Origin of the sequence: Bacteriovorax sp. PP10, assembly GCF_035013165.1 — a bacterium.
GTDB classification, from domain to species: Bacteria; Bdellovibrionota; Bacteriovoracia; order Bacteriovoracales; family Bacteriovoracaceae; genus Bacteriovorax; species Bacteriovorax antarcticus.
Map to the genome: position 1 here is coordinate 114,146 of NZ_JAYGJQ010000002.1, position 14,270 is coordinate 128,415.

17 protein-coding genes are annotated in these 14,270 nt (G+C 36.9%); 14 read left to right on the plus strand and 3 right to left on the minus strand.

The window, feature by feature from the left end; translation table 11 throughout:
• The first annotated feature begins 26 nt into the window (after nt 1–26).
• The 3 genes from SHI21_RS10545 to SHI21_RS10555 all read left to right on the plus strand — a co-directional run bounded on the left by SHI21_RS10545 (nt 27) and on the right by SHI21_RS10555 (nt 3,367).
• Complete coding sequence (locus SHI21_RS10545) at nt 27–1,922, plus strand: polysaccharide biosynthesis protein (RefSeq protein WP_323576454.1); 1,896 nt, start codon at nt 27–29, stop codon at nt 1,920–1,922.
• 87 nt (nt 1,923–2,009) lie between these two features.
• Nucleotides 2,010–2,513: a hypothetical protein gene (locus tag SHI21_RS10550; RefSeq protein ID WP_323576455.1), complete on the plus strand. Its 504-nt coding sequence runs from the start codon at nt 2,010–2,012 to the stop codon at nt 2,511–2,513.
• Nucleotides 2,514–3,097: 584 nt separating this feature from the next.
• Nucleotides 3,098–3,367 (plus strand): XRE family transcriptional regulator, encoded by a 270-nt coding sequence (locus SHI21_RS10555; RefSeq protein ID WP_323576456.1) that lies wholly within the window; start codon nt 3,098–3,100, stop codon nt 3,365–3,367.
• Between the two features lie 54 nt (nt 3,368–3,421).
• Here the strand turns inward: SHI21_RS10555 and SHI21_RS10560 are convergent, their stop codons facing one another.
• Nucleotides 3,422–3,619, minus strand: coding sequence for a hypothetical protein (locus tag SHI21_RS10560; protein ID WP_323576457.1), 198 nt, complete (start codon nt 3,617–3,619; stop codon nt 3,422–3,424).
• Nucleotides 3,620–3,666: 47 nt separating this feature from the next.
• On the opposite strand from SHI21_RS10560, the gene SHI21_RS10565 reads away from it, so the two are divergent.
• The 11 genes from SHI21_RS10565 to SHI21_RS10615 all read left to right on the plus strand — a co-directional run bounded on the left by SHI21_RS10565 (nt 3,667) and on the right by SHI21_RS10615 (nt 12,172).
• On the plus strand, nt 3,667–4,185 hold the full coding sequence (locus SHI21_RS10565) for a TlpA disulfide reductase family protein (protein ID WP_323576459.1): 519 nt from the start codon (nt 3,667–3,669) through the stop codon (nt 4,183–4,185).
• Between the two features lie 144 nt (nt 4,186–4,329).
• Nucleotides 4,330–4,941, plus strand: coding sequence for a transposase (locus SHI21_RS10570; RefSeq protein ID WP_323576461.1), 612 nt, complete (start codon nt 4,330–4,332; stop codon nt 4,939–4,941).
• 126 nt (nt 4,942–5,067) lie between these two features.
• Entirely contained in the window at nt 5,068–5,385 is a 318-nt protein-coding gene (locus tag SHI21_RS10575; protein ID WP_323576463.1) for a toxin-antitoxin system TumE family protein, read from the plus strand.
• On the plus strand, nt 5,366–5,740 hold the full coding sequence (locus SHI21_RS10580) for an HVO_A0114 family putative DNA-binding protein (protein ID WP_323576465.1): 375 nt from the start codon (nt 5,366–5,368) through the stop codon (nt 5,738–5,740). Before SHI21_RS10575 ends, SHI21_RS10580 begins: the two co-directional genes overlap by 20 nt.
• A gap of 75 nt (nt 5,741–5,815) precedes the next feature.
• Complete coding sequence (locus SHI21_RS10585; protein ID WP_323576468.1) at nt 5,816–7,207, plus strand: twitch domain-containing radical SAM protein; 1,392 nt, start codon at nt 5,816–5,818, stop codon at nt 7,205–7,207.
• Entirely contained in the window at nt 7,204–8,313 is a 1,110-nt protein-coding gene (locus SHI21_RS10590; protein WP_323576470.1) for a radical SAM protein, read from the plus strand. Before SHI21_RS10585 ends, SHI21_RS10590 begins: the two co-directional genes overlap by 4 nt.
• Nucleotides 8,314–8,316: 3 nt before the next feature.
• Nucleotides 8,317–8,994 (plus strand): glycosyltransferase family A protein, encoded by a 678-nt coding sequence (locus SHI21_RS10595; protein ID WP_323576471.1) that lies wholly within the window; start codon nt 8,317–8,319, stop codon nt 8,992–8,994.
• On the plus strand, nt 8,991–9,578 hold the full coding sequence (locus tag SHI21_RS10600; protein ID WP_323576472.1) for a hypothetical protein: 588 nt from the start codon (nt 8,991–8,993) through the stop codon (nt 9,576–9,578). Before SHI21_RS10595 ends, SHI21_RS10600 begins: the two co-directional genes overlap by 4 nt.
• A gap of 8 nt (nt 9,579–9,586) precedes the next feature.
• On the plus strand, nt 9,587–10,480 hold the full coding sequence (locus SHI21_RS10605) for a hypothetical protein (RefSeq protein ID WP_323576473.1): 894 nt from the start codon (nt 9,587–9,589) through the stop codon (nt 10,478–10,480).
• Nucleotides 10,477–11,601 carry a radical SAM protein gene (locus SHI21_RS10610; RefSeq protein ID WP_323576475.1) on the plus strand — a complete coding sequence of 375 codons (1,125 nt, stop codon included), beginning with the start codon at nt 10,477–10,479 and terminating at the stop codon, nt 11,599–11,601. The genes SHI21_RS10605 and SHI21_RS10610 overlap by 4 nt, the downstream gene beginning before the upstream one ends.
• Before the next feature lies 1 nt (nt 11,602).
• Nucleotides 11,603–12,172: a hypothetical protein gene (locus tag SHI21_RS10615; protein WP_323576477.1), complete on the plus strand. Its 570-nt coding sequence runs from the start codon at nt 11,603–11,605 to the stop codon at nt 12,170–12,172.
• Here SHI21_RS10615 and SHI21_RS10620 read toward each other — a convergent pair.
• A complete protein-coding gene (locus SHI21_RS10620; protein WP_323576479.1) occupies nt 12,169–12,921 on the minus strand; it encodes a heparin lyase I family protein in 753 nt (250 codons plus the stop codon). The genes SHI21_RS10615 and SHI21_RS10620 overlap by 4 nt on opposite strands.
• Nucleotides 12,918–14,096 carry a twitch domain-containing radical SAM protein gene (locus SHI21_RS10625; protein WP_323576481.1) on the minus strand — a complete coding sequence of 393 codons (1,179 nt, stop codon included), beginning with the start codon at nt 14,094–14,096 and terminating at the stop codon, nt 12,918–12,920. Before SHI21_RS10625 ends, SHI21_RS10620 begins: the two co-directional genes overlap by 4 nt.
• Nucleotides 14,097–14,270: the final 174 nt, after the last annotated feature.

Here is a 14,270-nt window from a genome sequence, read left to right on the forward strand (position 1 = left end):
TCTTAAATTTACGAAGAGAAACGACTATGGCTAATTTATTTTCAAATTTTAGAAACCCTCGCGTTTTGATGGCATTTGCCTACGATCTTCTAGTTGCAGGGTTGTCTTTTTGGGCTGCGCTTTATCTTCGTTTTGATACCTTAAACATTCCTCTTGTGGAAGATCTTACTTTTAATCGTTTTTTCTTTTTAGCGATGGTCATTCATGCGACAAGTTTTGTTTTAAATGGTCTTTATAAAGGCGTGTGGCGATTTAGTAGTATGCACGATCTTATTCGTGTTGTGAAAGCAGCAGCGATTGCAATCATTTGCTCTTTAGTTGTTTGTTTTTTTATGACGAGACTTAGTGGTGTTCCTCGTTCGATGTTTTTAATTGAATTTTTGCTTCTAGTAATTGGTCTAGGTGGTGGACGCTTTGTTTATCGCTTTTTAAAAGATCAAACTTCACTTCGTTCAGTTATCGGTGGATCTGATGCCGAAGTTAAAACTGTGCTTATTGTTGGTGCCGGCCGTGCTGGTGAAAAACTTCTTCGTGATATTTATTCTACTCCGGCATTAAAAATCAATGTCATCGGTTTTTTAGATGATGATAAATTTAAAAAGAATGCTCTTATTCATAATGTGAAAGTATTTGGGGGAGTTGAGCTTATTCCTTCAATAGTGTCTGACTATGCTGTAGATAAGATTTTTATCGCAATTCCCTCAGCAAATGGTGATGACGTTAAAAGAATTGTAAATTATTGCAAAGAAACTAGCGCTGAAATTAAAATTCTTCCTAAGATGGACCAATTGCTTTCAGCTCAAGTTGAAATATCTCTTTTAAGAAATTTAAATATTGAAGACTTACTTGGTAGAGAACAGGTTCAATTGGACACTTGTCATTTGAGTTCAATGATTACTGATAAAGTCGTTTTGGTAACAGGCGCTGGTGGTTCAATTGGAAGCGAGCTTTGCTGTCAAATTGCAAAGTTTCAACCAGGTATGCTTATCATGGCAGACTATTGCGAACTGTTTATGTATGAACTCGAAATGAAGTTCAAAGAAGAATTTCCAGAAATTCCATTTTTTCCTAAAATTATTGATATTAGAAATGCATCAAAAGTGGATACGTTATTTGCAGAGTATAAACCGCAACTAGTGTTTCACGCGGCTGCTTATAAGCATGTTCCTATGATGGAATACAATCCAATGGAAGCTGTAGAAACAAACATCAAAGGGACTAAAACTGTTGCTGAAACGGCACTAAAATATGCTGCTGAAAAATTTATCATGATTTCAACAGATAAAGCTGTTAACCCAACAAACGTGATGGGAGCTAGTAAGCGAATCGCTGAAATGGTCATTACTGATATCTCTAAAAAAAGCACCACAACTAAGTTTATCTCAGTCCGTTTCGGAAATGTTCTCGGAAGTAACGGTTCAGTAATCCCACTTTTCAGAAAGCAAATCGAAGATAGAAAAGACATCACAGTTACACATCCAGATATCATCCGTTATTTCATGTCTATCCCAGAAGCTTGCCAGCTTGTACTTCAGGCCGGTTCAATGGGCGAAGGCGGAGAAATTTTCGTATTAGATATGGGAGAGCCAGTTAAGATTGTAGATCTAGCTCGTGAAATGATTCGTCTTGCAGGAATGATAGAAGGTCGTGACATCAATATCGTTTTCTCAGGTCTTCGTCCTGGTGAGAAACTTTATGAAGAATTATTCAGCGACAAAGAAGCTTACGAGTTCACTCACCACGGAAAAATTCGTAAGGCATTGTTCAGAACTTTAGATGATACATTTCATACTAATTTAAATAATCTTTTATCTCTAGAATCAGCTGAACCAGACACAGTCGTTTATTTAATTAAAGACCTTGTTCCAGAGTTCACGCACTTTAGATTAAAAAATTCATCGGACATCGAAGCCCAACAGTAGAATGTAAGACCAAGATATTTTTTGTAAGCTTTACGTCGTATTTTTTTCCATATAGCCTTATGGCTTATTTATTCATGGAGATTTAATATGAAAATTTGTCTTACAATCCTAGTATCTTTATTCGCAGCTACTACTTCTTTTGCAGCACCACTTTCAGATGTTCTAACTGGAAGTACAAACGCAAACCTTGTTCTTGCTCAAGATTCAAACGATGACTATAAAGCATCTTTCAACGCAGCTTTTGGTTATGACCATGTTTATGCAAATGGTTTACAAGTAGGAGCTACTATCGGTGGAAGCTTCAGCGATGATTACAATACTTTCACAGCGCTAGTTGGACCTGGTTACAACTGCAGCCCAGAAGATATCGGAAACTCTTTCAACGCTGACGTTAAAGTTGGATTCGTTAGAACGAACATCGGTAACCACACTGAAACAGAATTCGCTGCTACAGTACAAGGTGGAAAAAGATTTAAACTAGCTGAATCAGTTAGCTACGCTCCAGGTATTGAAGTTTCTAAGATCTTCGCTGATAACGCTAAAGATCCAACGATCACTTTCAATATCTTTAAATTCGCATTCCTTTTCTAATTTAAGATTTCATAGCGCTCAAGCTTAAACTTGAGTGCTTCTCTAAAGGTGCCAGCAGACTTGTGGTAGAGCAATTGTCAAAAAATGAAATAAGCTATTAATCTATTTCCCTTGAACACCTTTCATTCATTAAAAAATCAATAAGTTAAATTTTTATATTTTATAGGAAATCTGCATTTCTAATCTTTATTAAGCCATTGTTGGCAAATTTGCCAACAGGGTATATAGTGGAGTTAGAAGGTGATTAAGCGACCATTAGGGCTAATTTTTTGTGAAACCAACTTAATCTTTAACTATAGTTATTACTTAAAGTTCGAAGTAGATCTCGATCATATTAAGTTAGGTAAAAGCCAAACTAGATCATCACCCTTAACACTCGCTACTGTTATGGAAATTTCGGAGTTATTTATAAATAATCAATTCCTTTATCCTGAAAGTGAAACTAAGTATGGGAGTGATCTTTGTGAGTATTTTTCTATAATAAATAATTATAAAACAAAAAAATATAAACTAGTGTTTTGCATTTGCACAGATCGTCCTCATGCTATTGGCATTTTAACATTACATCGTATTTGAGGTAAAAAATGAATCCTTACAAAGTAGATTATAGCAAATTCAAAGGCTCTAAAAAAATCACAGATCAACGAGACTTATTAAAGTTGCGCTTGATGGCCCAGCTTAAAGAAGTAATGGCCGGAATGGAAACGCAGGAAATTTTAAGTATAACTGGATTAGATAAGTCAGACCTATCGAGATTAAGAGTCTCAAGCTTTGAAAGGTTTTCGATAGATAGATTGATTAAAATTTTTGACCAACTGGGATTTCAAGCAAATTTCTCAGTTACTAAAAAGTAGATAGGTGGCAGACTTGTGGTAGAGCAGTTTGCTAAACCACAAGCCTTGCCGAAATTACTTTTTAACTTCTTCAGTCTTTGTTTCTTTAGATTCGTCTTTCTTCATCGCACATTGACCTTTATCGCTACAACATTCCTTTTTCCCATCTTTCATAGAACACTGAGACTTATCATCATGACATTTTCCATGGTGAGCACATGACGTTACTGTTAAAAGAATAGCAAGTGCCGAAAGCTTTAAAATCGATTTCATCCAAACTCCATTTTTGTATTATTTGATTTTTAAATTATACTAGAGGGATGAAACCTTTCAAGCGCCAAACATTTTTGCCTTATGTTTTAAGCCTATTATTGGTCATTTTCATGACAATCGTTAGTTTCACAGCTTCCGCAGCTGAAAATGCTGATTATGCTCGATTTGAAAAAGTATTCAATTCACTTGAAATGGAGACCATTGAGCATACCAAGATTAAGCTTAAGGATTTGCCCTCTCAAATTGTCATCGTGAATTTTTGGGCCTCGTGGTGCATTCCTTGTTTGCATGAGATGCCATCTTTGATTACTGTTTCGAATAAGTTTTCTAAGAAGGAACTTGCGGTGGTGGCGATTAATACGGATGAAGAGGATCAGTTAAAAAATATAGCGAAGATTAAAAAGAAACTCGATTTTCCCGATGCATTTATTATTGTACCTGACACAAAATTTAGAATTGCAGATGAGTTTAAATTTAGCGCAATCCCAGTCACTGTTATTTTTAAAAAAGGAAAGGTTATCTATTTCAATAATGGCCCGGTCGACTTCCTCAAGGTCCCCCTCTAGGTGCCAGCAGACTTGTGGTAGAGCAAACGCATAATATTTTTTTGATTATCTATTTATCAATCTTTGATTATCAACTCATCCTCACCGAATATTAATAATCACTTACCAATCCTAATTTTTATACTTGCCTGCAAAGATCAATGCATGCCGAGAAAAACTTTAATCCGATCAAATAATTTACCATACCACGTGACGGCCAGGTCTAATAACAAGGAATGGTTCACACTACCAATGCCTGACATGTGGGATTTGGCCCAAGAGAGCCTGCGCGAGGCAATTGGAGTTCACAGAGTAGAGGTCATTTCATTTGTATTAATGGGAAATCACTACCACATGCTTCTCCTAACACCAGAGGCTAATTTAGATAATTTTATGTATGAGTTTAACAAGCGCTTTGCTTTGAAAATTAAAAATAGGACAGGTCAGATTAATCGAATTTTCGGAGGAAGATATAAATGGTGTCTTATTCAATCACAGCACTATTTAATTAACTGTTACAAATACGTTTATCAAAATCCTGTGCGTGCAGGGCTGGTTCAAAGTTGTGAGGATTATCCTTTTAGTACTTTGAGGAGTCTGATTAAGAATATTAAATTCAGCATACCAATTCATGACAAATATGGATTTAAGGATGAGTTTGGATTGCGGTGGCTGAATCAGAAAATTGATAGTGAAGAGGAAAAGGCGCTGAAGAGTGGATTATCGAAGGCGGTTTTGGTTACCTTGAAAGATAGAGATAAGAGAGAGAAAATTTAATCTTGAACCGTTCACTTAAATCAATAACTTACTAATGGGGGCACCTATGTCTTTTCATTTAATGGGAGAATTATTTTTCCAGTTTTAAACTATGTCATTTCATGACATAGTTATAGGAGATCTGTTATGAGTAGAGGTAGGGCTGAGTTACTACTTAGATCTAAAATTGTTTTGTATTCAGGTCATGTGAGAGAAGTAGTCATATGGAAAGTCCCGATTAGTGAATATTTTCCAGCGGGAGTGAAATATCGGTTAGTGCTAGCTGATCCTGTCTGGAAAAAAGTATTGTTGCTTTTTGATAACCATGCCCCTAAAAGGCATCATGTGCATATGATTAATGGCCAAGAACATAATTATTATTTTAGTTCAGTGAAAAATTTAATCGAAGATTTTTTACTCATGGAAGATAAGCTGGAGAAAGATTATGAAAATAATGAAAATTAAGATTAAAAATAAAAGTGATGCTAATAAGGAATTAAGAAACATCGCTAAATTAATTGATAGTAAGAAATTTAATAAAATTAAGCCGGTAAGTGGAATTTATTTTGAATCGTTGGCAGCTGTGAGGAAAATTTTAACTGATAAGCGTTTGGATGTTTGGAGAGCGATTAGGGATTTTCAACCTAATTCTATCACTCATCTTTCTGAATTATTAGGAAGGGGATTTCGATCAGTTCACAGGGATGTAATGCTTTTGGAAGAGTTAGGGCTTATTAAAATGAGTGAAGGTCCAGGGACGCGTGGGAATGTGCAGGTGCTGACCAGTTTATACGATGAATTACAATTGGCGGTCGCCTAGGATAACTCTTACAATTTGCAAAAATCTTGTGCATTGTAGCTACCACAAGTCTGCTGGCACCTTTATACTTTCCCAATGGAAAACACTCAGTCTTCTACATTCTGCATCCTCCCTTGGATCCACCTCTCAACGAGACCCAACGGACATATGCGCGTCTGCTGTACAGCAAACGCCAGCTCTGTTGGCGCAACCAACGATAAAGTTTATGGCGGCGAAGTCGGTATCCTAAAAAACGACGACGGAAAACCAGCTAATTTCAATCATACTGACCTTCAAGTAGCATGGAACAACAACTATATGAAGCAAGTCCGCCTGGACATGCTCAACGATAAAATCCCAGCATCATGTACAAAGTGCTTTAAAGAAGAAGCCGCCGGCCACAAAAGCAAACGCCAATGGGAAACAGCTTTCTGGTCAAAACAAGTCGACGTCAACAAACTAATCGAAGACACTGAAGCAGATGGAAGCGTCCCTCCAATGCTTCAATACATTGACCTAAGAATGGGAACAAAGTGCAACCTAAAGTGTGTCATGTGCTCGCCACACGATTCATCTTTATGGGTAAGCGACTGGCATGAACTCTATCCAGAAATCGAAAACCCATCTTTAAAAGAGACAATGCAATGGCCGAACGCCGGGAAAAACGATGGTGCTAGTTACAACTGGCATTTAAACAATCCAGAATTCTGGACTCAGCTCTACACTCAAATCCCAAACATGAAGCAATTGTATTTCGCTGGCGGTGAACCAACCATCATCGAACACCACTACAAGCTTCTCGAAAAATGCATTGAGATGGGTTACGCAAAAAACATCCAATTAAGATACAACTCAAATGGAATTGAATTACCTCAAAGGCTATATGACTTATGGGAACATTTCGGAAGTGTGCGTTTCCATTTTTCTATCGACTCAATTTTTGAGATGAACGATTACATTCGTTTCCCATCAAAGTGGGAAACAATAGAAGAGAATCTTCATATTCTTGATAAAACTTCAAAGCACATCGAAGTCACAATTGCCTGTGCAGTTCAAATGCTGAACATGTATTACATCCCAGATTTTATCAAATGGAAGATCAATCAGAATTTTAAAAAGATTAACATCTGGCCACTAGGAGCTGGGTTAATTAATTATCATTTCGTTTATCACCCAGGACATTTAAACGTTAAGGTTTTTCCTCAGTACTTCAAAGATAAGATCGAAGCAAAATACAACGACTTCTACCAATGGCTTGAAGACAATGTAGCTGATCAAGGAAACGGTTTATACTCCCGATCAGATTTCATAAATGCCGAATACGGAATCAAACGCCTAAAAGGTATGGTTCAGTTCATGCAATCAGAAGATTGGTCTGTACGTATGCCAGAGTTCCTGGAGTACATTGAGAAGCTAGATAAAATCCGCCAAACAACATTCGTAAGAATCTTCCCAGACATGGCCGAACTAAAAGAGTTCCGCCTATGAGTGATTCAAAATTCTCTGAATATGATTTTTCTCAGATTCCTTTCGGTGATATCAAATCATTCGGACAAAGAAGTCTGCTCTATAGAAACCTGTTCAATGTCTCATGGCTCCTAGGACGTTTCTGTAATTATAAGTGCAGCTATTGCTGGCCTTACGCTAGATCAGATGTAAAAGATCATCGTCCTACTGATTTACTCATTAGAACAATGGATGAAATCAAGAAGCAGGCGAGAGCTAATGACTTTAACTCATTCCATTTTTCATTCTCTGGGGGAGAGCCGACTCTACACCCGGGATTCTTAACTCTTTTATCTCATCTATCAAACGATAGTATGAATAGCGATTATCAATCTACACACATGACTTCAAATCTTTCACCGGGAATCGGTTGGTTTAAAAAATACATTGAAACAACTGAGAACTTATCCCGCGTAAGTATCACAGCTTCATGGCATAGAGAGTTCGCCAACAAAGAAGACTTCAGAGACAAAATTCACCTAATGCAGGAAAACGATATCCACGTAACTGTGAACATGGTTATGGTTCCTACTTTATTTGAAGAGTTTTACAAAGAAGCGCTATTTTTTCATGAGAATAATATCAACGTAACACTTAAACCTCAGTCCAATACGAGTGCGACTAAAATCGTTGATGGATATACAGAAGAACAATTAAAGCTTCTTCATAACGGAATGCCTCAGCGAAACTATACCGAACATAGAATGGGACAGAAGAACATTCAGTCTAAAAGAATTCAAACGAAAAAATTAGATCATGGGATTAGTTTAACAACTAACACTGAGACAGCTCCACAAAGTATGCAAATCGAACTCACAGATAGATCCGGGAAAAAGTGGTATCTCGATCAGGCCGAAAGATTCAATGCTTTTGAGTTCAATAAGTTTAAAGACTGGTACTGCCACGCTGGATTTCAGGGAATTGTTATTCGTGAACCAGATGGAGCTATCAAACGTAGTTACAGCTGTCACGATGAGCCTTTAGGAAATATCGAAACAGGGTTCCAGATTTTTAATCGTCCAATGAAATGTAATACTCCAAGCTGTGTCTCAAGTGTTGATAACAAAATGCCGAAGTTCAGGGATTAAACTATGTACGATGTAGTTTTCATTTCATTCAAAGAATCAAATGCCCAAGAAAATTTAAACCAATTAAAAAAGCTTTCTCGCACCGTTCACCACGTTCAAGGTGTTGTCGGTATTGCCAATGCTCATTTAGAAGCATCAAGACTAGCTTCAAGCGATCATTTTTTTATCGTGGACGCTGATAATTATGTCCATGATAACTTCAATTTTAATCAAGTTGCTGATTTAGAATTACACCCAAATTCAGTTCATGTCTGGAGATGTATCAATCCAGTTAACAAACTTGTTTATGGATTTGGCGGTGTAAAACTATTTCCAAAATCACTTTTCAAAAACATGCCTGAAGATTACTTAGATTTTACGATGACTCTGGCAAAGGCCGGATATTTTATCCAAAAAGAAACTGCGAGTGAAACGAGATTCAATGCTACTCCTTTTGAGGCCTGGAAAGGTGGATTTAGAGAATGCGTAAAGCTCACGCTAGAGTTAGATAAGAAGTTTTCAGATATGACCCAATCCAGATTAAATACATGGAAAACTCATGGGCACGAAGCTTTAAACGGAAGTTGGGCCATTCTTGGCGCATCGATGGGAAGTGAGTTCGCAAAAGAACATCCAGCTGAAGTTCGAAAGATAAATGACTTCGCTTGGCTGCAAGAGACATTTAATACAGTAAAGCTATGATCAAAAAACAGTTCACATTTAATAATCTAAATTATCTCATCAAAGAATTGGATGAGACTGATGATGCTAAGTTAAAAGAATACTGTGAAACATGCCATGCAGATGGCGTTCCAAATAACTCATCAATCTCCAACATGAAAGTGAACCGTTGGGGAACAGACAAATGGTGGGGGGTTTATAATCTAGAAAAAGACATCATCGTATCTGCAAGTGGAGCTCATCCTTTTGAAGAGTATGCACCCGGACATTGGAGAGTCATGTTTAGACTTGCCACGATAAAGGAATTCCGCGGAAAAGCAGGGCCATTCTCAAAAGATCAAAGAAACTGCTTCGGATGGGGACACATCCTTCCTTTTCAAATCGAATACTGTAAGCAAATGGGTGCCAAAAATATCGTTTTCACCACTAATTGCGATGAAAATGGCGATGCCAATAGTATGAAACAAGATAAAATCTGCTCTCTCGTCTTTGAGAGGCTAAATATGGCCCAAAAGATCGATCAAAAAATCATTTTTAATACCAACCAAAATATCTGGAAAGTCTTGATTGAAGATGTCATGACTAAGAAGCCGCTCGTGCTATAATTATTTCCATGAATGATAGTTTATTAAAAAAGAGTAATGAGATTGAATGGGCGGAAGCACATCGCTTTTTACAGTTCTCGCGCTTCAAACCTATTTACGATCGTGCTTTTCATCGTCTGCTTGAAGACTTAATGGAAAAAGGCAATAATTTGTCTGATCCAGCAGCACTTCGCGAGCAATACCTCTCTCAGATGGATAAATGGATCAATTCAAGCCAGATTAATTCAATTAGTGGTCTTGAAGCTTTTCCAGATAGAGATGTCATTATCGGCGTTACACATACCTTAGATGATCTTCATATCACTCACCATCAATCGATAGTTATTCTTGATAAAACTTATGCTTATTACAAAAGAATTCGCCCTGATATTCCTGTAAGAACAATCGAAACTTTGCAAGCTGGCGATGTATTAGTCTTTGAAGCACCCTTTGCTCATTACGGTGATCTTCACCCTCATACCACTGAAATTTTAAATCGTTGTCACGAACTGAGCATCCCAGTCCATATCGATGCTTCTTGGTATGGTTGTTTAAGAAATTTCAATTTCGATTACTCTCATCCTGCAATTCAAAGTATCTCTTTTAGTTTATCAAAAGGGCTAGGTCTTGGTTCACATCGAACAGGAATTCGTTATAGCAAAAAAAGATGGCCAGGTCCTGTGAGCATTTCAAACGATTTTAATATGAATATTATAAGCAGCATGTGGATTGGCATGAAGTTTATGGAAAAATTCACTATCGACTACGCTCAAGAAAAATATGGCGAAGCTTATACCTTAGTTTGTGAGAAATTAAACTTAACACCAACAAAAGCACTTCATATTGCTTTTCAAGATAATGTACCAGTCGGAGTAAGACCTTTCCTAAGAACATTAGTTGACGATGTAAACGAGTTAAAATGAAGTATCTAAACACTGAAGACATTCGATACTTACAGGTTGATCATAATTCAACTTGTAATTTGCGTTGCCCTCAATGTGCAAGAAACCATAATGGCGAGACAATCCCAGGCCTACCTCAGGTAGAGCTAACAATCGCAGACTACCAAAAAATGATTACACCTAATCTTGAAACAATTATGTTTTGTGGAAACTATGGTGAAGTTATTGTCTCAGAAACTTTTCTCCCAGTTGTTGAATGGCTTGCTAATGAAAGTTCTTTTAAAGGAAAAATCATTGTTACAACTAACGGCAGTGCTCGAGACACAAAATGGTGGGTTGAATTAGCACGCTTACTAAAAGGAAGAGGGAAAGTTAATTTTTCAATTGATGGATTATCGGACACGAATCACCTTTATCGAGTTAATAGTAATTTCAATAAAATTATTGAGAATGCGAGCGCTTTTATCGATGCCGGAGGAAAAGCTCGTTGGGACTATTTGGTATTTGGCCATAATGAACATCAAGTCGATGAAGCAATTAAAATGGCACAGGCGTTAGGATTTGAACAATTCCAGATCAAGCTCACTAATAGATTCATTAATGATGAACATTATCAAAATAAAAAAGTGTATGCAGATAATCTTCAGTCAGTTCAAGGCAAGAGAAGCAGACATGTTTTAAATATGCCAGTGCTTCAAAACTTTCAAGGTAAAGGTAAAGAGCAGAACGAACGTATTCTTGAAGATTTCGGATCGTGGAAAAATTATGTCAATCGCACAGCTATTTCATGTAAGTGGCAAAGTAAGGGACAAATATTTATAGATTTTGAAGGTCGAGTATGGCCTTGTACGTGGACTGCAAGTGGATACTATCATCACGATGAAACCAATACTCAAAAAGTTCAAGCGAGAAAGATTCTCGATCACTACGGTTGGAATTTTAATAGCGTAAGACATCACTCGCTAGAAGAAATTTTAAATCACGAGTACTTTGCTGAAAAATTATGCAATAGCTGGAAAGGCTCTACTGAAGATGCAATTCCGAAGCTCATTGCTTGTGGAAGAACATGCGGCACTCATTATGAGTTCTCTAGTGCTCATGGTGGCAATAATCAATTAATCGAATTTAACAAAGAGTTATAATATGAAAGTTTTAATTGCAGGTAATCCTGAATATGGTTTAGCGCAGGCCTTGAGTCAGAAATTCAATGCTGATTTCGCCAGCAGATCCCATGGTGATTGGGATTTAAGCAATTCTGAAAAACAAAAAGAATTTGCTCAAAAAAGTTTAAACTATGATGTGGTTATCAGCGTGAGCTGCTTATGGGGATTTAATCAAACTAATCTTGTTCAAGAAGTCGCAACGAGCTGGATGAAAAATAAAAAAGAAGGGCATTTGATTGCTCTAGGCTCTTCTGCGGATACGCCAGTGAAGGGGACGACTTGGGTATACCCAGCAGAGAAAAAAGCATTGAGGGCCTATTGCAGACAGGTTAGCCAGATGGTTTCGAGCAATGACGATGTTAAATTTAAAATGACTTATTTATCTCCGGGAAATATGCACACTCCAAAGCAAGATGAAAAAATGCCAGATGCACCCAAATTAGAGTGTAATGATGTGGTCTCAGTCATTGAGTGGTTATTAACTCAGCCCCAGTATGTAAACATTAGTGAGTTATGTCTTGATCGCATTCCGAATATCTCAAAGTCTTAATTCTTAGGTAGAAGATCTTTTTGTGTTTTTCCCATTTTTACATTGGAAAAATAAATGATCTGAGTGGGAATCTTTGTTGGTTTTTTCCATCGACTTAAAAAAGAGCGATAGAGTCCGTATTTAAAATAAAACTCGTTAGACTTAAATGTTGCTCCATTGTAAGTGAAAACCTGAGTACCATCGACCCAGATATTTAATTTTCCATCAGATTTTCTTGAACTAATCATTTCCAATTGAATCGTGTGCCATTTTTTAACTAGCTCAGACTTTTTAACTAAGAGTTTTACTAATCCGGCCTTATTAAATTGATTATCAATATACAGGCCATTTTCATTCAATTGAAACATCCAGACAGGTTCAGAGGCACCTTCATCATAGAACTGCGCTATTGAGAGTTTTACAGGAGAAACGTCCTGATAGTTCTCTGGTATGTAAAAAGACCACCCATACCAATGTGTTTGATGATCAATGAATGAAGAACTCTTCTGCTTTAATTCGATCCTTTCTCTGTCGTTAGTACAATCATTCCATGATTTATCTTTAAAGCAATCTCCCTGGTGAAGCTCAAAAGCTTCTATAACTTTAGATGGTGCTAGTGCTGTTAAATCTTTTGAAATTTTGTAAGCATAAGGTCTAGTGTTATTAAGTGAATTATTAAATTCACCAAATAGACCTCTGTCTAAACTAAGCTCAGCACCTAAACATGATAAAGAGAAGACAAAGAGAAAGGTCGCAATTATTTTTTTCATAGTGATTTCTCTAATGCAGAAACAAGTTCAGGTTGTAGATCGTAAATAGAAAATCCTCTGGAGTCATTCATGAAGCCGGTCCATTTTCTGGCAGTCTCTATAGAAGTTTCAGGAAGTCGTGGAAGCTCCAGGACTTTTAATAAGTTTTCATAATTTAAAAATAAAGCAGGATCTTTATCAAAGACAAGGGACACTTGTTCTTTAACTTTCATTCGACTTTCCAGCGTAAGGCTTAATGGACTTGCATAAAATTGCTGTACCCATTGGAAAACGGCGCATTCTTTAAATTTAGGTGTTTCATTTTTAAGTGCTAGAATATTTTCGAAAAATTCAGGAAGATGGAAGCAGTTATAAAGTGAAAAAGTAAAATCGACTGTAATTTCTTGGACCGATGGGTGATTGGCCACGGTTTTAAAATTTTTTAACACTTGATCAAAACTAGTTCCTCTAATCCAGTCTCCAACTTTCCCCCAACCATCAAGACTAAAACCGACTTCAAGCTTTAGGCCTTCAGTGCAAGGAAGCCATTCAGATGGATCTCTTGTCCCGTTTGTCTGAATAAAAACTAATGGACTATTTTCAAGACGTAATTTTCCAAGTCTCTGCAGGAACTCCAGACATAGAGGCTCAATCGTGGGCTCGCCACCTTTTATAATGACGAGATCAAATTCAGAAGCATGAGTTAAAATTTGTTCCATCGTTTCTTGCGACATGCGATTCACTGTCTGATAAGGACGAGTGAAGTCGCGAAAGCTGAGACCAGAATCAAGTGCTTTCTTATCAAGCTTGATCCAGCTTGAAGAAAACTCTGAAGAGCACATGGCACATGTAATATTACAAAGATTAGAAAATGTTATTTCTAAATGTCGAATGTAAGGTTCTTTTTGCTTGGCCAACATTTCAACTGATTCAGCTTCACCGTATCTTGATATTTTTCTTTCCCAAGTGCGCGTCCTTCGACTTTGGATCCCCTGGCCTTCTTTGAATTTGCACGATTTACAACTGGAAGGCCATTCACCATTTAATAGTTCTTCATGAATTTTTATTCTTTGAAAATTAAAATCTTCGGAATTTTTTATAGAAGGCAGTGTTGAAGTTAAGCAAAACTTTCTTTCACCATGTGGGTGAACTGCTAATGCATTCAGAGGTAAAAAGCAGCCTTTGTGATTATTCATTAATAAAAATTCCGATGGTAATAATTTATTTAAAAGACGTTATACAAACTATTATATCTTAAAAATTCCAATGATAATAATTCTTTTGGAATACGCCACGCTAATTAGTCTATTTTAAAGAAATTTTTATTCTTGATGTTTCTCATCTTATAATAACTTTATCAGGTTAGCGAG

Excerpts from the sequence above, each read along its gene's own strand:
- SHI21_RS10545 (WP_323576454.1), top strand. The coding sequence starts at position 27 with ATGGCTAATTTATTTTCAAATTTTAGAAACCCTCGCGTTTTGATGGCA.
- SHI21_RS10550 (WP_323576455.1), top strand. The coding sequence starts at position 2,010 with ATGAAAATTTGTCTTACAATCCTAGTATCTTTATTCGCAGCTACTACT.
- SHI21_RS10555 (WP_323576456.1), top strand. The coding sequence starts at position 3,098 with ATGAATCCTTACAAAGTAGATTATAGCAAATTCAAAGGCTCTAAAAAA.
- SHI21_RS10560 (WP_323576457.1), bottom strand. The coding sequence starts at position 3,619 with ATGAAATCGATTTTAAAGCTTTCGGCACTTGCTATTCTTTTAACAGTA.
- SHI21_RS10565 (WP_323576459.1), top strand. The coding sequence starts at position 3,667 with ATGAAACCTTTCAAGCGCCAAACATTTTTGCCTTATGTTTTAAGCCTA.
- SHI21_RS10570 (WP_323576461.1), top strand. The coding sequence starts at position 4,330 with ATGCCGAGAAAAACTTTAATCCGATCAAATAATTTACCATACCACGTG.
- SHI21_RS10575 (WP_323576463.1), top strand. The coding sequence starts at position 5,068 with ATGAGTAGAGGTAGGGCTGAGTTACTACTTAGATCTAAAATTGTTTTG.
- SHI21_RS10580 (WP_323576465.1), top strand. The coding sequence starts at position 5,366 with ATGAAAATAATGAAAATTAAGATTAAAAATAAAAGTGATGCTAATAAG.
- SHI21_RS10585 (WP_323576468.1), top strand. The coding sequence starts at position 5,816 with ATGGAAAACACTCAGTCTTCTACATTCTGCATCCTCCCTTGGATCCAC.
- SHI21_RS10590 (WP_323576470.1), top strand. The coding sequence starts at position 7,204 with ATGAGTGATTCAAAATTCTCTGAATATGATTTTTCTCAGATTCCTTTC.
- SHI21_RS10595 (WP_323576471.1), top strand. The coding sequence starts at position 8,317 with ATGTACGATGTAGTTTTCATTTCATTCAAAGAATCAAATGCCCAAGAA.
- SHI21_RS10600 (WP_323576472.1), top strand. The coding sequence starts at position 8,991 with ATGATCAAAAAACAGTTCACATTTAATAATCTAAATTATCTCATCAAA.
- SHI21_RS10605 (WP_323576473.1), top strand. The coding sequence starts at position 9,587 with ATGAATGATAGTTTATTAAAAAAGAGTAATGAGATTGAATGGGCGGAA.
- SHI21_RS10610 (WP_323576475.1), top strand. The coding sequence starts at position 10,477 with ATGAAGTATCTAAACACTGAAGACATTCGATACTTACAGGTTGATCAT.
- SHI21_RS10615 (WP_323576477.1), top strand. The coding sequence starts at position 11,603 with ATGAAAGTTTTAATTGCAGGTAATCCTGAATATGGTTTAGCGCAGGCC.
- SHI21_RS10620 (WP_323576479.1), bottom strand. The coding sequence starts at position 12,921 with ATGAAAAAAATAATTGCGACCTTTCTCTTTGTCTTCTCTTTATCATGT.
- SHI21_RS10625 (WP_323576481.1), bottom strand. The coding sequence starts at position 14,096 with ATGAATAATCACAAAGGCTGCTTTTTACCTCTGAATGCATTAGCAGTT.